General features: G+C 71.5%; 18 protein-coding genes and 1 pseudogene. 14 read left to right on the forward strand and 5 right to left on the reverse strand.

Annotated elements, in window-relative coordinates:
* Window positions 1–585: pseudogene (locus tag ACWIHY_RS37305) on the forward strand (DEAD/DEAH box helicase); the annotation flags it as partial.
* Between the two features lie 429 nt (window positions 586–1014).
* Window positions 1015–1719, forward strand: a complete 705-nt coding sequence (locus tag ACWIHY_RS37310; RefSeq protein WP_454381037.1) for a hypothetical protein — start codon at window positions 1015–1017, stop codon at window positions 1717–1719.
* Window positions 1720–1785: 66 nt separating this feature from the next.
* Here ACWIHY_RS37310 and ACWIHY_RS37315 read toward each other — a convergent pair whose 3' ends face one another.
* Window positions 1786–3069 carry a DUF1015 domain-containing protein gene (locus ACWIHY_RS37315; RefSeq protein ID WP_454381013.1) on the reverse strand — a complete coding sequence of 428 codons (1284 nt, stop codon included), beginning with the start codon at window positions 3067–3069 and terminating at the stop codon, window positions 1786–1788.
* Between the two features lie 72 nt (window positions 3070–3141).
* Between ACWIHY_RS37315 and ACWIHY_RS37320 the strand changes: the two genes are divergently transcribed.
* From ACWIHY_RS37320 to ACWIHY_RS37335, 4 genes are all read left to right on the forward strand, one after another.
* Complete coding sequence (locus ACWIHY_RS37320; RefSeq protein WP_454381015.1) at window positions 3142–4170, forward strand: HAD-IIA family hydrolase; 1029 nt, start codon at window positions 3142–3144, stop codon at window positions 4168–4170.
* A 167-nt stretch (window positions 4171–4337) separates the two neighbouring features.
* Window positions 4338–5309: a FecCD family ABC transporter permease gene (locus ACWIHY_RS37325; protein ID WP_454381039.1), complete on the forward strand. Its 972-nt coding sequence runs from the start codon at window positions 4338–4340 to the stop codon at window positions 5307–5309.
* Window positions 5306–6367, forward strand: coding sequence for a FecCD family ABC transporter permease (locus ACWIHY_RS37330; protein ID WP_454381017.1), 1062 nt, complete (start codon window positions 5306–5308; stop codon window positions 6365–6367). Before ACWIHY_RS37325 ends, ACWIHY_RS37330 begins: the two co-directional genes overlap by 4 nt.
* A 23-nt stretch (window positions 6368–6390) precedes the next feature.
* Window positions 6391–7230 (forward strand): ABC transporter ATP-binding protein, encoded by an 840-nt coding sequence (locus ACWIHY_RS37335; RefSeq protein WP_454381018.1) that lies wholly within the window; start codon window positions 6391–6393, stop codon window positions 7228–7230.
* 13 nt (window positions 7231–7243) lie between these two features.
* Here the strand turns inward: ACWIHY_RS37335 and ACWIHY_RS37340 are convergent, their stop codons facing one another.
* Complete coding sequence (locus ACWIHY_RS37340) at window positions 7244–7594, reverse strand: SCP2 sterol-binding domain-containing protein (protein WP_454381020.1); 351 nt, start codon at window positions 7592–7594, stop codon at window positions 7244–7246.
* A gap of 41 nt (window positions 7595–7635) precedes the next feature.
* Between ACWIHY_RS37340 and ACWIHY_RS37345 the strand changes: the two genes are divergently transcribed.
* The 3 genes from ACWIHY_RS37345 to ACWIHY_RS37355 are packed head-to-tail and all read left to right on the forward strand — an operon-like array spanning window position 7636 to window position 9717.
* Window positions 7636–7938, forward strand: coding sequence for a hypothetical protein (locus ACWIHY_RS37345; RefSeq protein WP_454381021.1), 303 nt, complete (start codon window positions 7636–7638; stop codon window positions 7936–7938).
* Window positions 7939–7945: 7 nt separating this feature from the next.
* On the forward strand, window positions 7946–8761 hold the full coding sequence (locus ACWIHY_RS37350) for a TlyA family RNA methyltransferase (protein WP_454381022.1): 816 nt from the start codon (window positions 7946–7948) through the stop codon (window positions 8759–8761).
* On the forward strand, window positions 8758–9717 hold the full coding sequence (locus tag ACWIHY_RS37355) for an NAD kinase (RefSeq protein ID WP_454381024.1): 960 nt from the start codon (window positions 8758–8760) through the stop codon (window positions 9715–9717). Before ACWIHY_RS37350 ends, ACWIHY_RS37355 begins: the two co-directional genes overlap by 4 nt.
* A 57-nt stretch (window positions 9718–9774) precedes the next feature.
* Here the strand turns inward: ACWIHY_RS37355 and ACWIHY_RS37360 are convergent, their stop codons facing one another.
* Window positions 9775–11100, reverse strand: coding sequence for an FtsX-like permease family protein (locus ACWIHY_RS37360; RefSeq protein ID WP_454381026.1), 1326 nt, complete (start codon window positions 11098–11100; stop codon window positions 9775–9777).
* A 185-nt stretch (window positions 11101–11285) separates the two neighbouring features.
* On the opposite strand from ACWIHY_RS37360, the gene recN reads away from it, so the two are divergent.
* Together recN and ACWIHY_RS37370 are read left to right on the forward strand one after the other, a co-directional pair.
* Entirely contained in the window at window positions 11286–13004 is a 1719-nt protein-coding gene (recN, locus tag ACWIHY_RS37365; RefSeq protein ID WP_454381040.1) for a DNA repair protein RecN, read from the forward strand.
* Between the two features lie 297 nt (window positions 13005–13301).
* Complete coding sequence (locus ACWIHY_RS37370; RefSeq protein ID WP_454381027.1) at window positions 13302–14405, forward strand: glycosyltransferase family 4 protein; 1104 nt, start codon at window positions 13302–13304, stop codon at window positions 14403–14405.
* Here the strand turns inward: ACWIHY_RS37370 and ACWIHY_RS37375 are convergent.
* Entirely contained in the window at window positions 14402–16030 is a 1629-nt protein-coding gene (locus tag ACWIHY_RS37375) for a PucR family transcriptional regulator (protein WP_454381028.1), read from the reverse strand. The two genes, ACWIHY_RS37370 and ACWIHY_RS37375, sit on opposite strands and share 4 nt — an antisense overlap.
* Before the next feature lie 234 nt (window positions 16031–16264).
* On the opposite strand from ACWIHY_RS37375, the gene ACWIHY_RS37380 reads away from it, so the two are divergent.
* The gene (locus ACWIHY_RS37380) at window positions 16265–17776 is read left to right on the forward strand and encodes an APC family permease (RefSeq protein WP_454381030.1); all 1512 of its coding nucleotides are present in this window, start codon (window positions 16265–16267) and stop codon (window positions 17774–17776) included.
* A gap of 11 nt (window positions 17777–17787) precedes the next feature.
* Window positions 17788–19419, forward strand: a complete 1632-nt coding sequence (locus ACWIHY_RS37385; RefSeq protein WP_454381031.1) for a flavin monoamine oxidase family protein — start codon at window positions 17788–17790, stop codon at window positions 19417–19419.
* Window positions 19420–19455: 36 nt separating this feature from the next.
* Here ACWIHY_RS37385 and ACWIHY_RS37390 read toward each other — a convergent pair whose 3' ends face one another.
* Window positions 19456–21258, reverse strand: coding sequence for a glycoside hydrolase family 15 protein (locus tag ACWIHY_RS37390; RefSeq protein WP_454381033.1), 1803 nt, complete (start codon window positions 21256–21258; stop codon window positions 19456–19458).
* 335 nt (window positions 21259–21593) lie between these two features.
* Between ACWIHY_RS37390 and ACWIHY_RS37395 the strand changes: the two genes are divergently transcribed.
* The coding region (locus ACWIHY_RS37395) for a hypothetical protein (protein WP_454381035.1) at window positions 21594–21781 on the forward strand (188 nt) is incomplete at its 3' end.

A 21781-nucleotide genomic window follows, 5' to 3' on the forward strand; every position in this document is an offset into this window, starting at 1 on the left:
GGGCCGCGTCGTGATGACGAGCGTGGTGGCGGGTTCCGTGGTGGTCGTGACGACCGTGCGCCGCGTCGGGATGACCGTCCGAGTGGTGGTGGCGGTGGGTTCCAGCGTCGTGACGACCGGCCCAGCGGTAGCGGTTACCAGCGTCGCGATGACCGTCCGAGTGGTGGTGGCGGCGGTGGGTTCCAGCGTCGTGACGACCGGCCCAGCGGTGGCGGTTACCAGCGTCGCGACGACCGCCCGAGTGGCGGCGGTGGCGGGTTCCGTGGCGGCCGTGACGATCGCGGGCCGCGCCGGGACGACGATCGCGGTGGGTTCCAGCGTCGGGATGACCGTCCGAGTGGTGGTGGCGGCGGTGGGTACCAGCGTCGTGACGACCGGCCCAGCGGTGGCTTCCAGCGTCGCGATGACCGTCCCAGCACTGGTGGTGGCTTCCAGCGTCGTGACGACCGTCCCAGCACTGGTGGTGGCAGTGGCTACCAGCGTCGCGATGACCGTCCGAGTGGTGGTGGCGGCGGTGGGTACCAGCGTCGTGACGACCGGCCCAGCGGTGGCTTCCAGCGTCGCGATGACCGTCCCAGCAGTGGGCCGCGTCGTGATGACGAGCGTGGTGGCGGGTTCCGTGGTGGTCGTGACGACCGTGCGCCGCGTCGGGATGACCGTCCGAGCAGTGGCGGCGGCGGGTTCCAGCGTCGCGATGACCGGCCCAGCGGTGGCGGTTTCCAGCGTCGGGACGACGAGCGAGGTGGCTTCCCCCGCGACGACCGGTCCAGGGGGCCGCGTCGGGACGACGAGCGTGGCTACCGTGGTGGTCGTGACGACCGTGGGCCCCGCCGTGACGACCGTGCCCCGCGTCGCGACGACCGCGGCGACCGCGACGGATACCGCGGGCAGCGTGACGAGCGGGAGCGTGAGCCCATCAAGCGGCTCCCCATCCCCGAGGACGTCACGGGCCACGAGATCGACAAGGACGTTCGTCAGGAGCTCCAGAGCCTGCCGAAGACCCTCGCCGAGGACGTGGCCAAGAACCTCGTCATGGTCGCGAACCTCATTGACGACGACCCCGAAGAGGCGTACGCCTACTCGCGGATCGCGCTGAGGCTCGCCTCGCGAGTGGCTGCCGTACGTGAGGCCGCGGGCTTCGCGGCGTACGCGACTCAGCGGTACACGGAGGCGCTCGCGGAGTTCCGTGCGGCCCGCCGTATGACCGGGAGCGTTGAGCTGTGGCCCGTCATGGCGGACTGCGAGCGCGGGCTCGGTCGGCCGGAGCGGGCGATGGCGATGGCCGGTGAGCCCGAGGTGCAGAAGCTCGACAAGGCGGGCCAGGTCGAGATGCGTATGGTCGCGGCCGGTGCGCGCCGTGACATGGGGCAGATCGACGCGGCCATCGTGACCCTCCAGGGGCCCGAGCTGGCGTCGAACTCGGTGCAGCCGTGGACCGCGCGACTGCGGTACGCGTACGCCGACGCGCTGCTGACCGCCGGGCGTGAGGCCGAGGCGCGTGAGTGGTTCGCCAAGGCGATCGAGGCGGACAAGGACGGCCTGACGGACGCGTCGGACCGGCTCGCCCAGCTCGACGGTGTCGACTTCGTCGACGCACTCGACGAGGACAGCGAGGAGTCCGGTCCGGTCACTTCTGAAGTCGAGACCGTCGTTACGGACGATGTCGCGGAAGAGGCCGAGACCGAGACCGAGGCTGAGACCGAGGACGACAAGGACTGACTGAGTCCGTGTGTGTGAAAGGGCGGCACCCCGGCCGGGGTGCCGCCCTTTCACGTTTGCGGCGGTTCAGCTCAGTTCGAGGCTGCGCAGGACCAGGCCCGTTGCCGGCTTCGGGCCGAACGAGGTGGACTTGCGGGGCATCGTGACGCCCTGGCGGGCGAGGTCCCGGACGACTTCCTCGCGTACCGGATGCATCAGGACGGCCGTGCCGCCGTGGCGCTCGGCCTGGGTGACGGCGGCTTCCGTGCCGTGGATGTACGCGATGTGCTCGGGGGCGTCGGGGATCGACCACACGTGGTCGAGGAGAGTGGCGTGAAGGACGGTCGCGTCCAGGGTTTGCCAGGCAGGGGGCCGGCCGACCGGGACCGTACGGGACAACAGGGCCTCGTCGGGGCGGTCGATGAGGTGGAAGGCGCCGTCTCCGGCCAGGAGGAACGCGTTGCCCGCGGTGGCCGCCTCGGCAAGAGCGTCCAGGGCGTGAGGGAGCGGACCCGGGACCTCGCGGACGCGGAAGGTGTCCGCGACCGCGGCGAGGGCCTCGGCGACGGGCAGGCGGTGCAGCACGCGGTGGATGGCGCGGACCTGCAGTGGGTAGCGGGCCGTGTCGATGAGAAGGACCAGGCCGGAGTCCCAGGGGCCGGGCGCCGGGTGCTCTGCCTGGAGACGGAGGTACGTCGCCCAGCGGTGGTGGCCGTCCGCGATGAGCGCCTGGCGGTGGGACAGGTCGGATGTGACTTCGGCCAGCTCGGCGGGGTCCGTGATGGACCACAGGCGATGGCTGAAACCGTCCTCTGTCGTGGTGGCCAGGAGCGGCGAGTGGTGGATGGTGCGCTCGATGACGGCGGTCGCGCCGGAGGCCTGGCCGCCGCTGCGGTAGGTCAGCAGCAGCGGTTCGAGGTTGGTGGCCGTGGCGCGCATCAGGGCGGCGCGGTCGGCGACGACGTGCGGCATGACGTCCTCGTGGGGGAGGACGACGCCCTCGGCGGGCGGGGTGAGGGTGAGGGCGCCGATGATTCCGCGCTGGAGGAGGTCGCCGCTGCGCTGCTCGTACACGTACAGGGCGGGCTCGGGGTCCGGGGCCAGTACGCCTTCCGACAGCCAGCGGCGCAGGGTGTCCGCGGCCTGCTGGTTGCGGGTGGCGGGCGTGGCGGCCTGCGGGAGGATCAGGCGGACGATGTTGTACGGGTCGGCCGATTCCAGGTGGTGGAGGCCGTCGGGCCGTACGACCACGTCGTACGGCGGGGACGTGACAGCGGCCAGGCTGCTCACTCGCTCGGGGACGTATCGCAGTCCACGGAACGGGGCCAGGCGCAGGCCGTGGTCCTCCTCGGGCCGACCAGGTGTACTCATTGGTGCATCGTAAGTGTGGTCGTCCGATGAGCGATGATCGGGGGACAAGCGCCGATCTAGGAGCGATACGGAATGAGCCAGCAGACCAGGACCCGGCCCGACGCGAGCGCGCGTGCCCTGAGTGAGGCGTACGACACGGCTCTGCTGGACCTCGACGGTGTGGTGTACGCGGGTGGCGAGGCCATCACGCACGCGGTGGACGCGCTCGGGGTGGCCCGGGAGGGCGGGATGCACCTCGCGTACGTGACCAACAACGCGCTGCGGACGCCCGATGCGGTGGCGGAGCATCTCACCGAGCTCGGGGTGCCGACGGAGGCCGGTGACGTCATCACGTCGGCACAGGCGGTGGCGCGGCTGATCGCCGATCAGGTTCCGGCGGGGGCACGGGTGTTGGTGGTGGGCGGCGACGGTCTGCGGGTAGCACTGCGCGAGCGCGGGCTGGTCCCCGTGGAGTCGGCCGACGACGATCCGGTGGCCGTGGTGCAGGGGTACGGCGGGCCCGATCTGGCGTGGAGCCGGTTCGCTGAGGCTTCGTACGCCGTCGCGCGCGGGGTGCCGTGGTTCGCGTCCAACACCGACCTGACGATTCCCGGTGCGCGGGGGATCGCGCCCGGCAACGGCGCAGCGGTGGAGGTCGTACGGATCGCCACGGGCGCCGAGCCGCAGGTGGCGGGCAAGCCGCTGCCGCCGATGCACCGGGAAACGATCCTGCGCACCGGCGCCGAGCGCCCGCTGGTCGTCGGGGACCGGCTGGACACGGACATCGAGGGTGCGAACGTCGGTGGGGTGGACTCGCTGCTCGTACTGACCGGGGTGACGGACGCCGCGCAGCTGCTGGCGGCGGCGCCGAAGTACCGGCCTACGTATGTGGACGCGGATCTGCGGGGCTTGCTCACCGGGCAGCCGGAAGTGTCCGAATCCGGTGACGGGTTCGCCTGCGGTGGGTGGACCGCTGCCGTGCGGGACGGCGAGCTGGTGGCCGACGGGGAAGGGGCGGCGCTGGACGGGCTGCGGGCGCTGTGCGCGGCGGCCTGGACGTTCGCCGGGGACGGGACCTGCGGGCTGGATGCGGGCAAGGCGCTGGACAGGGTGGGGCTTTAGGGACGCGGGCGGGAACTTTGGCGGGATGCGTCCGTAGTACGGCAGCCGTTTGTCGTAATGCGAGGGTAGGCTAACCTAACTGCGTGTTGGTCGAGAGTTCCCCCGAGCAGAGTGCGGTGCAGGCCCCGAAGGCCCCCGCGTCACCCAAACGCAATGCCGTACGTTCCGTGGGGCTGCTGGTCTCCGTCGGCGTGCTGCTGCTGGTCGCCGTCGCGAGTATCGCGATCGGCGCCAAACCGCTTGCGACGGGCGATGTGTGGCACGGCCTCTTCCATGCCTCCGGCACCGGCAACGACGTGATCGTCCGGGACGTACGGGTGCCCCGCACCATCCTGGGCGTGCTGGTCGGAGTGGCTCTCGGGCTCTCGGGCGCGGTCATGCAGGGGCTCACCCGCAACCCGCTCGCTGAGCCGGGGATCCTCGGGGTGAACGCGGGCGCCGCCGCAGCCGTCGTCTCCGCCATCAGCTTCCTCGGCATCACTTCGCTGACCGGATATGTCTGGTTCTCGTTCGCCGGTGCGGGAGTTGTCTCCGTACTGGTCTACATCCTGGGCGGCAGCCGGGGCGCGACACCCGTACGGCTCGCGCTCGCCGGTACCGCGGCGACCGCGGCGCTCTACGGCTACGTCAACGCCGTACAGCTGATGGACTCGGCCGCCCTGGAGCAGATCCGCTTCTGGACCGTCGGCTCGCTGGCCTCCGCCGACATGGAGATCATCGGCAAGGTCTGGCCGTTCGTCGCTGTCGGTGTGGTGCTCGCGCTGCTGATCGCGCGGCCGCTCAACGCGATGGAGATGGGCGACGACACGGCGAGGGCGCTGGGCGCGCAGCTGACCCGCACGCGCGTGCTAGCGATGGTCTCCGTGACGCTGCTGTGCGGCGCCGCGACCGCCGCCTGCGGGCCGATCGTCTTCATCGGGCTGATGGTGCCGCACCTCGTCCGGACCATCACCGGGCCCGACATGCGCTGGATCCTGCCGTACGCCGCCGTGCTCTCGCCGGTGCTGCTGCTGGGCTCGGACGTCATCGGGCGGGTCGTCGCCCGGCCGTCCGAACTCCAGGTGGGCATCGTGACCGCGCTGGTCGGCGGGCCCGTGTTCATCCATCTCGTACGCCGCCGGAAGATGGCCCAACTGTGACTGTCACCTCTCCTTCGCGGACGCGCACCGCGCGCGCGATACGCACCCGCGGCGGGTTCTCCTGCCGGGTCGAGCCCAGGGCGCTCCTCGCCACGCTGGTGCTCACCGCCGCGGCGCTGGCCATGGGGGTCGTGCTCATCGGCAGTGGGGACTTCCCGATGTCGCCGGGCGATGTCGTACGTACGCTCCTGGGAAACGGCACCGCGTCGCAGGAATTCATCGTGACCGAGCTGCGGATGCCGCGGGTCGTCGTCGCGCTGCTCGTCGGTGCGGCGCTCGGGGCGTCCGGGGCGGTCTTCCAGTCCATCTCCCGAAATCCGCTGGGCAGTCCGGACGTCATCGGCTTCGGGCAGGGGGCGACAGCCGGGGCGCTGGCCGTGATCGTGCTGTTCAAGGGCAACGCCTTCGCGGTGACGGGCGGCGCGCTCGCCGGCTGTCTGCTGACGGGAGCCGCCGTCTACTTCCTCGCCTGGAAGCGTGGCGTGCACGGCTTCCGGCTGGTACTCGTCGGAATCGGCGCGGCCGCCATGCTGACGGCGCTCAACCACTACCTGATCACCAAGGCCAGCATCGTCGACGCGACCCGGGCCACGGTGTGGATGACGGGCTCGCTCGACGGGCGGGGCTGGGAGCAGGCGTGGCCGCTGCTCGGCGTGTGCGCCGTCCTCGTCCCGCTGGTGCTGGGGCACGGGCGGTCGCTGCGGATGATGGAGATGGGCGACGACGCGGCGTACGCCCTCGGCGTGAGCGTCGAGCGCGGCCGGCTGGTGCTGATGCTGTCCGCCGTACTGCTCATCGCGGTGGCCACGGCCGCCGCCGGGCCCATCGCCTTCGTGGCGCTGAGCGCGCCGCAGCTCGCCCGCAGGCTGACGCGGTCGCCGGGGGCCAACCTCGGGGCCTCGGTCTGCATGGGCGCCACGCTGCTGGTGGTCGCCGACTGGATCGCCCAGCAGGGCTTCGGCGATACGCAGCTGCCGGTGGGTGTGGTGACGGGGGTGCTCGGCGGCTGTTACCTGTTGTGGCTGCTGGTCACCGAGCGCAAGGCGGGACGTATATGACGACCGAGAAGAATCCCAGGAGCATGCCAGTGCAGCGTCAGCGCCTCAGTGCGGAATCGGTGACCCTCGCCTACGACCAGCGGGTCATCGCCGAGGACCTGTCCGTCGAGATACCCGACCATTCCTTCACCGTCATCGTCGGCCCGAACGCGTGTGGCAAGTCGACGCTGCTGCGCGCACTCTCACGGATGCTCAAGCCCACCCAGGGGCGGGTGCTCCTGGACGGGAACGCCATCGGGTCCATGCCGGCGAAGAAGGTCGCGAAGACGCTGGGGCTGCTGCCGCAGTCGTCCATCGCGCCCGACGGGATCACGGTCGCGGACCTGGTGGCACGCGGGCGCTACCCGCACCAGGGCCTGCTGCGGCAGTGGTCGCCCGAGGACGAGCGGATCGTCGAGGAGTCGATGCGGTCGACGGGTGTCGGGGAGCTCGCCGACCGTTACGTCGACGAGCTGTCCGGCGGACAGCGGCAGCGCGTCTGGATCGCGATGGCACTGGCGCAGCAGACGCCGTTGCTGCTGCTCGACGAGCCGACTACCTTCCTCGACATCCAGCACCAGATCGACGTGCTCGACCTGTGCGCGGAACTGCACGAGACGCGGGGGCGCACCCTGGTCGCCGTACTGCACGACCTGAACCACGCCGCGCGGTACGCCACCCACCTGATCGCCATGCGGGACGGTGAGATCGTCGCGCAGGGGCCGCCGGGCGAGGTGGTCACCGCGGAGCTGGTGGAGCGGGTCTTCGGGCTGCGCTGCCAGGTCATCGACGACCCGGAGACGGGGACGCCGCTGGTCGTGCCGGCGGCGCGGCAGGCGCGCGGGGGGCGGGCGGTGGCCGCGCCGGCTGCGGCAGCTTCCTGAGGCGGACCGGCTGCTACAGGAGTTTCCTGAGGCGGATCAGGTCGCGGAAGCCGGCCTCGAGCCTGACCCGGCCCGAGGCCCAGGCCCTGGCGAAGTTCAGCTCGCCGCCGACCATGGCGACCAGGTCGTCGCCGGTCATGGCCAGACGGATCTCGGCGCGCTCGCGCGGGGGGCCGTCGAAGGTGTCCCGTACGACGATTCGGCCGTCCGTGAGGCGGCCGGTGAACGTGACGTCCAGGTCCGTGATGTGACAGCTCAGGGAACGGTCGAGCGCGGTGGCGCTGCGTACTCCGTCGTCGTCGGCCCGAGCCAGGTTGTCCGAAAGTTTGTCGAGTGCGCCGCGGCACTCCTCCGTCGTTGCCATCGGATCGACGGTACCCCAGGGCTTCGGGGTAGCGTCGGGGCATGAACCACGAGGTCGAGGGCGTCGAGTACGCCGAGTACGGGGCCGAGGAGACAGCGGGGGCCGCTGCCGTCGCGGAGTGCGACCCCGCCGCACCGGCGTCTCTCGGCGTGGAGCGCACCCCCACCGGCGACGGCGGCGTCGACGCGCTGCTCGAGCGGCTGGAGGACGCCGACCACCTCCCGGCGGACGGGCACATCGAGGTGTACGAGGATGTACACCGGGGACTGCGTGAGGCGCTGACCGCGCTGGACGCACGACCGGGACCTCCGGCGCCCCCTTCCTCGTACGACAACAGGAGCTGAACCGATCGTGGCAGGAGTCGCGCGCCGACGCCTCGACGCCGAGCTGGTCCGCCGGAAACTCGCACGCTCACGGGAGCACGCGAGCCAGCTGATCGCCGCAGGGCGGGTGAAGGTGGGCGGCGCCGTCGCGACCAAGGCCGCCACCCAGGTCGAGACGAGCGCCGCCGTCGTGGTGCTCAAGGACGACGACGACCCCGACTACGTCTCGCGGGGCGGCCACAAGCTGGCCGGCGCGCTGGAGGCGTTCGTACCGCTGGGGCTGAAGGTCGAAGGGAGGCGGGCGCTCGACGCCGGGGCTTCGACCGGTGGATTCACCGATGTGCTGCTGCGCGCCGGGGCCCGGCAGGTCGTCGCCGTCGACGTCGGGTACGGCCAGCTCGCCTGGTCTTTGCAGTCCGATGAACGCGTGAGCGTCAAGGACCGTACCAACGTGCGGGAAATGACACTCGACACGATTGACGGGGAGGCGGTCGACCTGATCGTCGGTGATCTGTCCTTCATCCCTTTGGGGCTGGTGCTGCCGGCGCTGGTGCGGTGCGCCGCGCCGGACGCCGATCTCGTGATGATGGTGAAGCCGCAGTTCGAGGTGGGCAAGGACCGCCTCGGCAGCGGCGGCGTCGTACGCAGCGCCGAGCTCCGGGCCGAAACGGTCCGGGCAGTGGCGCGGCAGGCGTGGGGGCTCGGTCTCGGCGTACGGGGCGTCACCGCCAGTCCGCTGCCCGGGCCTTCGGGGAATGTCGAGTACTTTCTGTGGCTCCGGGCCGGTGCTCCCGAGCTCGACCCGGCGGATGTTGACCGTGCAGTGGCGGAGGGGCCGAGTTGACAACGACGACAGCGACAACGGCGACGACAGCGACGACAGACAGATCTGCCGAGTCTTCCGAGGCGGCACGCACTGTTTTCCTGTTGGCGCACACCGGACGTCCCGCTGCGATCCGCAGTGCGGAACTGGTCGTACAGGGGCTGCTGCGCAGCGGCATCGGCGTACGGGTGCTCGCGGCGGAGGCGGCCGATCTGCCGTTGCCACGGTCCGTCGAGACGGTGGCGGAAGCCTCACCCGCCGTACTCGACGGCTGCGAACTGCTGATCGTCCTCGGGGGGGACGGGACGCTGCTGCGCGGCGCCGAGTTCGCGCGCGCCTCCGGGGTGCCGATGCTCGGCGTCAACCTCGGCCGTGTCGGCTTCCTCGCGGAAGCCGAGCGGGACGACCTCGACAAGGTGGTCGACCGGGTCGTCACGCGGGCGTACGAGGTCGAGGAGCGCATGACCCTCGATGTCCTCGTGCACAACAACGGGGACGTCGTACACGAGGACTGGGCGCTCAACGAGGCCGCCGTGCAGAAGGTCTCGCCCGAGCGGATGCTCGAAGTCGTCCTGGAGATCGACGGCCGTCCGGTCACCGGCTTCGGCTGCGACGGCATCGTCTGCGCCACCCCGACCGGGTCCACGGCGTATGCGTTCTCGGCGGGCGGGCCCGTGGTCTGGCCCGAGGTGGAGGCGCTGCTCATGGTGCCGATCAGCGCGCACGCGCTGTTCGCGAAGCCGCTCGTGACGTCGCCGAATTCGGTGCTCGCGGTGGAGGTGCAGCCCCACACGCCGCACGGTGTGCTGTGGTGCGACGGCCGCAGGACCGTGGAACTGCCCGCCGGTGCGCGGGTGGTGGTGCGGCGGGGCGCCGTGCCCGTACGGCTGGCGCGGCTGCACCACGCGTCGTTCACCGACCGGCTCGTCGCCAAGTTCGCCCTTCCTGTGTCGGGCTGGCGCGGGGCGCCGCACTGAGTGTGCCGGGCGGGTGCCGGGTGCCGGGTACGGGTGGCAACCGGCACCGCGGGGTGGTTACGCCGTCGCGTTGACCGTGGTGATCGGGCGGCGGCGCATCGCCGCCCGCACCGGCAGGCCCGTGGCCAGCAGGGTCAGCAGCAGCGTGCCGCCGGCGACGGCCGCGGTCAGCGTCCAGGGGATGTACGGGAACGGTGAGCCGAAGACCGCCGCGAGGATCGGGGCCAGCGTGGCCAGTGAGATGGCCCCGCCCAGCACCAGAGCCGTGAGCGCCACGATGGCCGCCTCCCAGGCGGCCATCGCCCGTACCTGGCGGGGGAGGGTGCCGATCACGCGCAGCAGCGCGACGTCCCGGCGGCGCTCGAAGGAGATCATCGCGAGGGTGTTCGCCGCCGCTATGGCGGCGAAGCCCGCGTAGAGCCCCGTGCCCATGTAGTCGAGCCAGATGTCTGCCGGGCTGCCCGCTGATCCGGTGCGCTGCTCGGCCGTCGTACGTGCGCCGATTTTGGTGAGGCCGAAAGCCACGACGAGGACGAGCGGCACGACCGCGGCGGCGAAACGGCGCGGCTGCGAGCGGACGTTGAGCATCGCCAGCCGCGCGCTGGGGCCGAACCGCCGAGCGGGCGCGGAGACCAGCCGGGCCGCGGGGCCGACGATCCGCGGTCCGAGAAGGCCGGCGCCCACGCAGAACAGGATCAGGACGAGGAACGCTCCCTCGGAGGCTTCCGCCGCGGGCTGCCTGGAGAGCAGCCTGGAAAGAAGGATCCCGCCCGCCACGGCGACGAGTCCCAGCGGCGCCCGCAGGAGGCCCAGGCCGCGGCGGCCTGCCGACGCCTCGGCGAGTGCCTTGGCAGGGCGGAGCAGGGAGAAACGCAGCGACGCGAGCAGGGCGGCCGCTGTTGTCGTCACGACCGCGACCGCGAGGCAGACCGGCAGGGCGATCCACGTGGTGCGGAACTCCGTGGCGGGCGGGATCAGGCCGTGGCCCCGCATTCCGTCGAACCAGGGGTGGGCCAGCATCCCGCCCAGTACGAAGCCGGCCAGTGCGGCGGGGACCGAGGCGACCAGGGCCTGGACGGCCACCGCCCGGCGGACCTGGCGGGGACGGGCGCCGATGGCCCGCACGAGGGCGAGTTCGCGATACTGCTGGGCCACCGCCGTGCCCATCGTCGAAGCGACCACGAAAATCGACATATAGATCGATCCGATCAGGAGGACCGTGGCCGTGTCCCGCACGCCCCCGGACACGCCTGTGGTGTCCGTGGCGACGAGCATGGTGGTCGCCGCGCTGACCACCGTCGCCGCGAAGAGGGCCGCCACCGCTGTGCCGACGAACGCGGGGCGGTGGCCGCGCAGTGCTGATCCTGCCAATCCGGAACTCATGAATGCATCGTGTGGGGCGGAGAGCGCGGTGCGCCATGAGGTGATCACCCGGGCTGGGGTGGGGTTTTCCTCACCCCGGCGAGAGAGGTCGCGGGGGAGCGAGGGGGCGCGCGGGGGAGTGTCGGTGCGGGGGCCGTCGCAATGGGGGGCCGGGACCTCGTAAGGTCGTGTCCGTGTTGGAGGAGATGCGGATACGGTCGCTGGGCGTCATTGATGACGCCGTCGTCGAGCTGTCACCCGGGTTCACCGCGGTGACGGGTGAGACCGGCGCGGGCAAGACCATGGTCGTCACCAGCCTCGGGCTGCTGCTCGGCGGGCGCGCCGACCCTGCCCTCGTTCGGATCGGGGCCAAGGCGGCGGTCGTCGAGGGGCGGATCACCATGCCCGCCGACGCGCCCGCCGCCGTGCGGGCCCGCGAGGCCGGCGCCGAACTCGACGACGGGGCGCTGCTCGTCAGCAGGACCGTCTCGGCCGAGGGACGTTCGCGTGCCCATGTGGGCGGGCGCTCGGTTCCGGTGGGGCTCCTCGCGGAGCTGGCCGACGACCTCGTCGCCGTCCACGGGCAGACCGATCAGCAGGGCCTGCTGCGGCCGGCCCGGCAGCGCCAGGCGCTCGACCGGTACGCGGGTGACGCCGTCGCCGTACCTCATACGAAGTACGCCGCCGCCTACCGGCGGCTGCGCGCCGTAGCGGTGGAACTGGACGAGCTGACCACGCGGGCGCGTGAGCGTGCGCAGGAGGCGGATCTGCTGCGCTTCGGGCTCGACGAGATCGCGGCGGTCGAACCGCGGGCGGGCGAGGACGTCGAACTCGCCGCGGAGGCGGAGCGGCTGGGGCATGCCGAGGCGCTGGCATCGGCGGCTTCCGTGGCGCACGCCGCGCTCGCCGGGAATCCCGAGGACCCCGAGAGCGTCGACGCGACCACGCTGGTCGCCGGGGCTCACCGGGCGCTGGACGCGGTGCGGTCGCACGACCCGGCGCTGGCCGTGCTCGCCGAGCGGATCGGTGAGATCGGGATCCTGCTGGGCGACGTGGCCGGGGAGCTGGCCGGGTACGCCGACAACCTCGACGCCGATCCGCTGCGGCTGTCCGCGGTCGAGGAGCGGCGGGCGGCGCTCACCCAGCTCACGCGCAAGTACGGCGAGGACGTCGGAGCAGTGCTCGCGTGGGCCGAGGACGGTGTCGCGCGGCTGACGGAGCTGGAGGGTGACGACGACCGGATCGGCGAGCTGACGGCCGAGCGGGACGCGTTGCGCGACGAACTGGGCGGACTGGCGCAGGCTTTGACCGATGCGCGTACGGAGGCGGCGGAGCGGTTCGCCGAGGCCGTTACGGGTGAGCTGGCGTCGCTGGCCATGCCGCACGCGCGGGTGACGATCGACGTCCGGCAGACCGAGGACCCCGACGGGGTCGAGGTCGGTGGGCGGCTGGTGGCGTACGGGACTTCCGGGGCCGATGAGGTCGAGCTGCTGCTCGCACCGCATCCCGGCGCTCAGCCCCGGCCGATCGCCAAGGGGGCCTCGGGTGGTGAACTCTCCCGGGTGATGCTGGCGGTGGAGGTCGTCTTCGCCGGGTCCGACCCGGTACCGACCTACTTGTTCGACGAGGTCGACGCGGGTGTCGGCGGCAAGGCGGCGGTCGAGGTCGGGCGGCGGCTGGCGAAGTTGGCGAAGTCGGCGCAGGTCGTGGTCGTGACGCACCTGCCGCAGGTCGCGGCGTTCGCGGACCGGCAGCTGCTGGTGGAGAAGACGGTTGACGGTTCGGTCACCAGCAGTGGGGTCACCGTGCTGGAGGGCGAGGACCGGGTGCGGGAGCTGTCGCGCATGCTGGCGGGGCAGGAGGACTCGGAGACTGCTCGGGCGCATGCCGAGGAGTTGCTGGCGGCCGCGCGGAGTGATGGTTAGGCGGGGTTTGCGGGCGGCGGGCACCGTGCGGGTGCGTGCCGCTCCAGGGGCGGCGTTCGGAACTGCCTGATTCAGGCTTGATGCATGGCCTGTTGCGGAAACCGGCATTCTGCCCGCACATCGTGCCTTACGTTCCCTACGCTCCCGGGCCGACCATTGATCACCCGTGTGGGTGATGCCCGTTACGTACGACCAGGGGGTCGACCCTTTCGTGGTGCCGGAACGCGCGTGCGGGCTGGCATCCTGGGCGACGCACTACGTCCGCCGTTCGACGCCGACTCAGGAGCTCCGACCGACGTGAGCAGCACCCCGGTCCCGCCGTACGGCCAGTCGCCGCTGAGCGTCGTCCAAGTGCTCGGCGGTGGCAGCGCGGGCAGCAGTGCGCACGTCAGGTCGCTGGCCGCCGGGCTGGTCGCGCGGGGACTGCGGGTGACGGTCGCGGCCCCCGCTGGGCTCGAGAGCGGGTACGACTTCGGGGGTGCCGGGGCGCGTTTCCTTTCCGTACCCCGGCGCAGTGATCCCGCTGCCGTCTCGGCGCTGCGCGCGGCCTGTGCCGGGGCCCACCTCGTGCACGCCCACGGCCTGCACGCCGCCGTGCGGAGCGCGCTGGCGCTGCGGGGGCGGCGGATTCCCCTGGTGGTCACCTGGCACACCCGGGCGGACGCCGAGGGCCCGCGCGGTCATCTCGTACGGCTGCTGGAGCGGAGGGCGGCCAGGGCGGCCGACGTGGTGCTGGGGACGTCGTCCGACCTCGTCGACCGGGCGCGCAGCCGCGGTGCGCGTGACGCGCGGCTCGCGCCGGTCACCGTGCCCGCGCCGCGCCCGGCGCCGGACTTCGCGGAGAGCAAGGCACGGGCCGATCTCGGCGCCGTGGACCGGCCGTTGGTCATGGCCGTCGGAAGTCTCGTACGGAGCCGGGGGTACGGGGACCTCCTCGACGCGGCCCGGTCCTGGCGCGATCTGGTTCCCACGCCGTTGCTGGTCGTCGCCGGTGAGGGGAGCGAGCGGGGCGCCCTCCAGCGGCGTATCGAGGCCGAGTCGCTGCCCGTACGGCTCATCGGCCGGCGGGAGGACATCGGGGAGCTGCTCGCCGCCGCCGATGTCGCGGTGCTCGCCAGCCGGTGGGAGGGGCGGTCCGTGCTGGCCCAGGAGGCACTGCGGGCGGGTATTCCGCTGGTCGCCACGGCGGTCGGCGGGGTCCCGGAGCTCGTGGGCGACGCGGCCGAGCTTGTTCCGTACGGGGATGGTGAGGCGCTCGGGAGTGCCGTCCTGCGGTTGCTGGGCGACCCGGCGCGGCGGCTGTGGCTTGCCGAGGCGGGCAGGGCGCAGGCCGCCACCTGGCCGACCGAGGACGAGACGGTGGCCCAGGTGCTCAGCGTGTACGACGAGCTGACCGGCTAGGTCGTGTGGCGGCGGGCGCGCAGGGCGAGGCTCAGGGCCAGGACCGTCTGCGGGTCGTCCAGGTCCGTGCCGAGGAGCTCGGAGATGCGCGCCAGGCGGTTGTAGAGGGTCTGGCGGTTCAGGTGCAGCTCGCGGGCCGTTTCCGCCTTGCGGCCCGCGTGCGCGAGATACGTCTGCAGCGTGGGCAGCAGGGGCGGGCGCGACGTACGGTCGTGGTCGCGGAGGGGGCCGATCGCTCGGTCGACGAACGCGGCCAGGTCCGGGTGCTCGCGCAGGCGCCACAGGAGCAGGTCGATGTCGAGACGGCGTGCGTCGTACCAGGGGCGATCGGACAGGCCCTGGGCCGCTGTGGCGGTTTCCGCCGCGTGGCGCAGGCCCGCCGATGCCGCTGCCCAGCCGCCCGCCACGCCCACGACGACCACGGGCGGATGGGCGCCCGCCCGTTCCAGACCGGCCCGCTCCACCCCGGCGCGCAGCGCGGCCGCGACCCGGTCGGCCACGGCCGTACGTTCTGATTCCGAGCGCAGGCCCAGCAGGAGGGGCACGCGGCCCTCCACGGGACGTACGCCCAGCAGGACCGGCACGCCGACCGCGGAGAGCTCCTCCAGGACGGCCCGCGCCAGTACCGCCCAGTTGCCGGCCGGTGCCAGCTCGGCCGCGAGCCGCATCACGACGGGGAGCAGCGGACCTTCGCCCGGCTTGAAGCCGAGGACTCTGGCCTGCGCGGGTGCGTCCTCGGCGGCGATGCGGCCCTCCGCCAGGTCGGTGAGGAAGTCGCCCCGGCCGCGCGCGGCGAGCTCCTCCTCCTGGCGTGCCTGCATCAGAACGACCGCGAGGATCCCGGCCGCCCGTTCCGCCGCGATCCGGTGGACGGGGAGAAGCGGCGAGGAGACGGCGAGCAGGGCGATCCTGGCCCGTACGGCGCCCGCGCCGTGGCCGCCGCCCGGTACGTCCACCAGGACGCCGTTCGCGGGCGGCCCCGACTCGCGCGCCTCACGCTGGCCGCGCAGCCCCTCCCACACCTGGAGGGGGTCGGCGCACGCGTCGCCCGACTCGGGCGCGGCCGCGTACAGGAGCTGTCCGTCGGCCGTCTCCAGGAAGACGGGGTTGGCGATGAAGTCCGCCAGGATGCCGAGGACCTGGGGAATCCCGCCGCCGCCGAGGAGCGCCTCCGTACAGCGGCGGTGGACCTCCTCGGCCCGCCGCAGGAGTGTGTAGTGGCCGTTGACGATCTCGGTGTGGACCTCTTCGGTCACCGAGACGAACGGCACCTCGCGGTGCAGCTGTACGAGCGGCAGCCCCGCCGCCCGTGCGGTCTCCACGATCGTCGAAGGCAGCCGGCTGAAACGCGGGCCCAGCTCCACCACGAGCGCGGCGATCCCGCGCTCGGCGAGGCGGCGTACGAAGGCGCGCTGCTCGGCGGGGCGCGTACCGAGGCCGAGGCCGGTGGTCAGGAGCAGCTCGCCGCCCTTGAGCAGCGAGGCGATGTTCGGCACCTCGCCCGCGTGCACCCAGCGCACCGTGCGGTTCAGCCGGTCGGCGCACGCGACGACCTCGGGAAGACCGCCGCGCAGCCCCGGCAGCTCCAGCGCCCGCTGCACGGTGATGCCGCCTTGCGTTTCCACTGCGTGTACCTCGTGACGTCGTTCCTGCCGTGCCCCAGGAAGGCACCGCATTCGGTGGACGCTACCCGCGTGTCCGTTCCAGGAACATCACCCTGCGGTTACGGGACAGATCTCGCGGCCCGTGGGCCCGACAACTCGTCGCTCCGGCAACCCTTTTGAGTGACCCCGTGTCGATTGTGGTCTGCGTCACTCGGGCCAAGACTGTCGCCCCCCGTACAACAGAGAGGGCGCGGCATGTCTGACAAACCCGCACGTGAAGTCCAGCGGCTCAAGGCGAATTCCGTCGGACTGGTCGGTGTGGTCTTCATGGCGGTCGCCACCGCGGCGCCGATCACAGCGATGACCGGAAATCTTCCCATCGCCGTCGGCTTCGGCAATGGAACGGGCGCCCCCGCCGGCTACCTCTTCGCGACCCTCGTCCTGACCGTCTTCTCGGTCGGATACGTCGCCATGGCCAAGCGCATCACCGCCGCCGGCGCCTTCTACGGCTACATCTCGCACGGCCTCGGCCGCATCGCGGGCATGGCGTCCGGGATGCTCGCCGTCCTCGCGTACATCGTCTTCGAGGCCTCGATCGTCGGCATCTTCGCCTACTTCGGCCAGACGACCGTCGCCGACCAGCTCGGTGTCGACATTCCGTGGATCGTGTACGCCGCCGGAATGCTCGCCGTCACCGGCGTCCTCGCGTACTTCGACATCAACATCACCGCCAAGGCCCTCGGCGTCATGCTCGTCGCCGAGATCGCCGTCCTCTTCGCCGTCGCCACCGCGGTCCTCGTCGCGGGCGGCGGCCCCGACGGAATACCCCTGGAACCCATCAACCCGGTCAACGCCTTCACCGGCACCTCCGCCGGACTCGGTCTCTTCTTCGCCTTCTGGTCGTGGGTCGGCTTCGAGTCGACGGCGATGTACGGCGAGGAGTCCCGCGACCCGAAGCGCGTCATCCCGCGCGCGACGATCATCTCGGTGGTCGGAGTGGGCCTCTTCTACATCTACGTCTCCTGGATGACGATCGCGGGCAACGGCCTCGACGGCTCGGTCAAGGTCTCGTCCTCCGCGTCGCCGCTCGATCTGTTCTTCGACCCCACGAACCAGTTCATCGGGGCATGGGCCGTCGACGCGTTCCAGTGGCTGCTGCTCACCGGTTCGTTCGCCTGCGGCATGGCGTTCCACCAGTGCGCGTCGCGCTACCTGTACGCGATCGGCCGCGAGGGCTTCCTGCACCCCGCCCTCGGGCGGACGCACCGCTCCCACGGGTCGCCGTACATCGCTTCGTACGTCCAGTCCGCCATCGCCACGCTGCTGGTCGCCGCGTTCTGGCTGGCGGGTGAGGACCCGTACATCCACCTGTACACGCTGCTGGCGATCCTCGGCACGATGGCGATCCTCATCGTCCAGACGCTCTGCTCGTTCGCGATGATCGGTTACTTCCGCAAGAACCACCCGGAGGACCGGCACTGGTTCAAGACCTTCACCGCTCCGCTCCTCGGCGGCATCGGCATGATCGCCGTCGTCGTCCTGCTCGTGCTCAACATGGAGACCGCGGCCGGGCTCGCCGCCGACTCCCTCTTCTTCGAACTGATCCCGTGGATCGTCGGACTGGTCTTCTTCGGCGGCCTCGGGCTCGGTTTCCACCTCAAGACCAGGCGGCCCGACCGCTACGAGATCATCGGCCGGATCGTCCTCGAGGACGCGGCCGAGCGCACCGACGCAAGCGAAACCAGTCAGTCAGCCGCGACCGTCTGAGGAGCTCTCCCATGTCCCGTACGCCCGTGATGCACGCACTGAGACAGCTCGCCGCCGAACATGCCGCCGCCCGCAGGCTGCGCATGCCCGCCGCCGCGGTCCGCGGCTCCAGCCGCCGTGAACTGCTCGGCCGCGCCGCCGCCCTGGGCCTCGGCGCGGTCCTGGCCGGCCCGGCCGTCACCGCCCAGGCGGCGCCCGCGAGGGCGGCGGCGGTACGCGGCGCGGGGGCGCCCAGGATCGTCGTGGTCGGGGCGGGCATAGCCGGCCTCACCGCCGCACTGACCCTCAAGGACGCGGGTCACGGCTGCACGCTGTACGAGGCGAACCCCGACCGGGTCGGCGGCCGCATGTGGACCCAGCGGGGCCACTGGGCGTACGGGCAGACCTCAGAGATCGGCGGGGAGCTGATCGACACCAGCCACAAGAAGATCCTCGAACTGTGCCGCCGCTTCAACCTGCCGACGGAGGACTTCCTGGGCGGCGGCCCGAACGGCGCCGAGGAGGTGCTCTGGTTCAACGGGGCGTACTACCCGCGCGACCAGGCCGACGAGGACTTCAAGGCCGTCTTCCAGGCCCTTCACCGCGACCTCCAGGAAGCGGGCGAGGTGAAGTGGAATCAGAGCACCCCTGCCGGGACCGCGCTCGACAACATGTCGATCCACGAGTGGGTCGACTCGCGTGTGCCCGGTGGACACTCCTCGCCGCTCGGCCGCTTCGTGGACGTCGCCTACAACGTCGAGTACGGCGCCGATACGACCGAACAGTCGGCCCTCGCCCTGGTCCTGCTGATGGGCTACCAGCCCAACCCGGGCCACTTCAACGTCTGGGGCCTGTCCAACGAGCGCTACCACATCACCGGCGGAAACGATCAGCTCCCGCGCGCCCTCGCGCGATCCCTGCCGGCCGGCACCATCCGGATGGGCAAGGAACTCACGGCGGTAAGGGCCAACGCCAATGGCACCCAGACCCTTACCTTCACCGACTCGGGCACGACCACGACCGTCACCGCGGACCACACCGTCCTGTGCGTGCCGCTGCCCGTACTCCAGCGTCTCGACCTGTCGGGGGCGGGCTTCGACCCGCTGATGACGAACCTGGTGCGCGATGCCCGGATGGGCGACTGCACCAAGCTCAACATGCAGTTCTCGGCGCGTCCGTGGCGCGGCGAGGGCCCCTGGCCGGGGGTGTCGGCGGGCGACTGCTTCACCGACAGCGACGTACAGCAGACCTGGGACACCACCAAGCTCCAGCCAGGGACCGGCGGCATCCTCATCCAGTACGGCAGCGGCCGGCTCGCCAGGGAGCTCACCCCAAACACGCCCTTCGCCACCGAGTCGGACCCCTACGTACGGGACCTCGCGGCGCGCCGTTCCCGTGAAGTGGACACGTTCTTCCCGGGAACGTCGAAAACGTGGACCGGGAAGGCCCAGCTGTCCGCCTGGCACCGCAACCCGTACGCCCTCGGCGCGTACTCGTACTGGCCCGTCGGCTATCTGCACCGGTACGCCGGCTACGAGGGCTCCGCACAGGGGAACGTCCACATCGGCGGCGAGCACTGCAGCTACGACTTCCAGGGCTTCATGGAGGGCGGCGCGACCGAAGGGGAGCGTGCCGCCCGTCAGGTGATCGGCAAACTGGCCTAGCCGGGCGGGCGCGTCCGGGACGGCGCCCCGGCCCGGTCAGCCGCCGTACGCACCACTCGCCGTCAGCCGCAGTGCCGTGTCGATCAGCGGCACGTGGCTGAAGGCCTGCGGGAAGTTCCCGACCTGGCGCTGCAGCCTGGAGTCCCACTCCTCGGCGAGCAGCCCCAGGTCGTTCCGCAGTCCCAGCAGCTTCTCGAAGAGCTTGCGCGCCTCGTCGACCCGGCCGATCATCGCCAGGTCGTCGGCCAGCCAGAACGAGCACGCCAGGAACGCGCCCTCGTCGCCCGCGAGGCCGTCGAGTCCCTCGTCGTCACCCGCCGTCGGGTAGCGCAGTACGAAACCGTCCTCCGTGGACAGCTCGCGCTGGATCGCCTCGATCGTGCCGATGACCCGCTTGTCGTCGGGCGGCAGGAATCCCATCTGCGGAATGAGCAGGAGGGAGGCGTCCAGCTCCTTCGACCCGTACGACTGGGTGAAGGTGTTGCGCTCCGGGTCGTAGCCCTTCTCGCACACATCGCGGTGGATCTCGTCGCGCAGCTCGCGCCACCTCTCGACGGGGCCGTCCGCGTCGCCCATCTCGATCAGCTTGATGGTCCGGTCGACGGCGACCCAGGCCATCACCTTGGAGTGCACGAAGTGGCGGCGCGGGCCGCGCACCTCCCAGATGCCCTCGTCCGGCTGGTCCCAGTGGTCCTCCAGGTAGCGGATCAGCTTGAGCTGGAGCAGCGAGGCGTAGTCGTTGCGCGTCAGACCTGTCATGTGGGCCAGGTGCAGGGCCTCGGTGACCTCGCCGTACACATCGAGCTGCAACTGGTGCGCCGCACCGTTGCCGACCCGCACCGGAGTCGAGTTCTCGTAGCCGGGCAGCCAGTCGAGCTCGGCCTCGCCCAGCTCGCGCTCACCCGCGATGCCGTACATGATCTGCAGGTTCTCCGGGTCGCCCGCGACCGCGCGCAGCAGCCACTCGCGCCAGGCCCGCGCCTCTTCGCGGTAGCCGGTGCGCAGCAGCGACGACAGGGTGATCGCGGCGTCGCGGAGCCAGGTATAGCGGTAGTCCCAGTTGCGTACGCCGCCGATCTCCTCCGGCAGCGACGTCGTCGGCGCGGCGACGATGCCGCCCGTGGGGGCGTACGTCAGCGCCTTCAGCGTGATCAGCGAGCGGATCACGGGCTCGCGGTACGGCCCGTGGTACGTGCACTGCTCGACCCAGTCGCTCCAGAACTCGGCGGTCGCATCCAGCGAGGCCTCGGGCTCCGGCAGCGGCGGCTCCGCCTTGTGCGAGGGCTGCCAGCTGATGGTGAAGGCGATCCGGTCACCGGGCGCGACGGTGAAATCGGAGTACGTCGTCAGGTCCTTGCCGTACGTGTCGACGTCGGCGTCCAGCCAGACCGAGTCGGGTCCGGCGACGGCGACCGTACGCGTGTCGACCTTGTGGACCCAGGGCACCACGCGCCCGTAACTGAAACGCATCCGCAGCGCGGAGCGCATCCGCACTCGGCCGCTGACTCCCTCGACGATCCGGATGACCTGGGGCGCACCGTCACGCGGCGGCATGAAATCGGTCACCTTGACCGTGCCGCGCGGGGTGTCCCACTCGGATTCGAGGATCAGGGAGTCCCCGCGGTAGCGCCGGCGGGCAGCCGCCGGTGGTCCCGCGTCGGCCGCGTGAGCGGGTCCGATCCGCCAGAATCCGTGTTCCTCGGTGCCGAGCAGGCCGGCGAAAATGGCATGTGAGTCGAAGCGGGGAAGGCACAGCCAGTCGATCGTGCCGTCCCTGCAGACCAGTGCCGCGGTCTGCATGTCTCCGATAAGTGCGTAGTCCTCGATGCGCCCGGCCACGTTGCAATCTCCAGTCGAACGGCCACGTTCGCCCCATTGGGGCACTTGCGGTCAGGGGATTTTCGACGAGCTCTTGGTCCCGGGAGCGGGCGGTGATGGTGCCTTCGCCGGCCGGCTCGCAGCGATGTATCCGAGCAGGATACGTCGCAGCCAAGTGCTCTGCGCGACGGTACCGGCAACACGAGTCTGCCGAACGGGTGAGCCAGGGGTGAGTTCTGCGTGAGTTGTGGGTGGGCTTCGCGTGAGGCGCAGGTGGCCCGGGGCGCCGCGGGTGGCAGGAGACGCGGCGCGCGGCCGGAAGCGGCCTCGTCCCGTCGCTGATAGGCTGGTACCCCGTGGACCGGTGGCCAGTCTGTGACAATCAGGCGCCCCGAAACCGCAGCGACGGCGCCACCCGGATTCCGGGCCGGCAGCCGGTACGCACCTCACTTCGCGACCACGGGAGCCCCCTCTTGGCGATGCCGCCCAAATCCATGACGACCAAGCACATCTTCGTCACCGGGGGTGTCGCCTCCTCCCTCGG

The sequence above is a fragment of the Streptomyces sp. NPDC055287 genome, assembly GCF_053646035.1.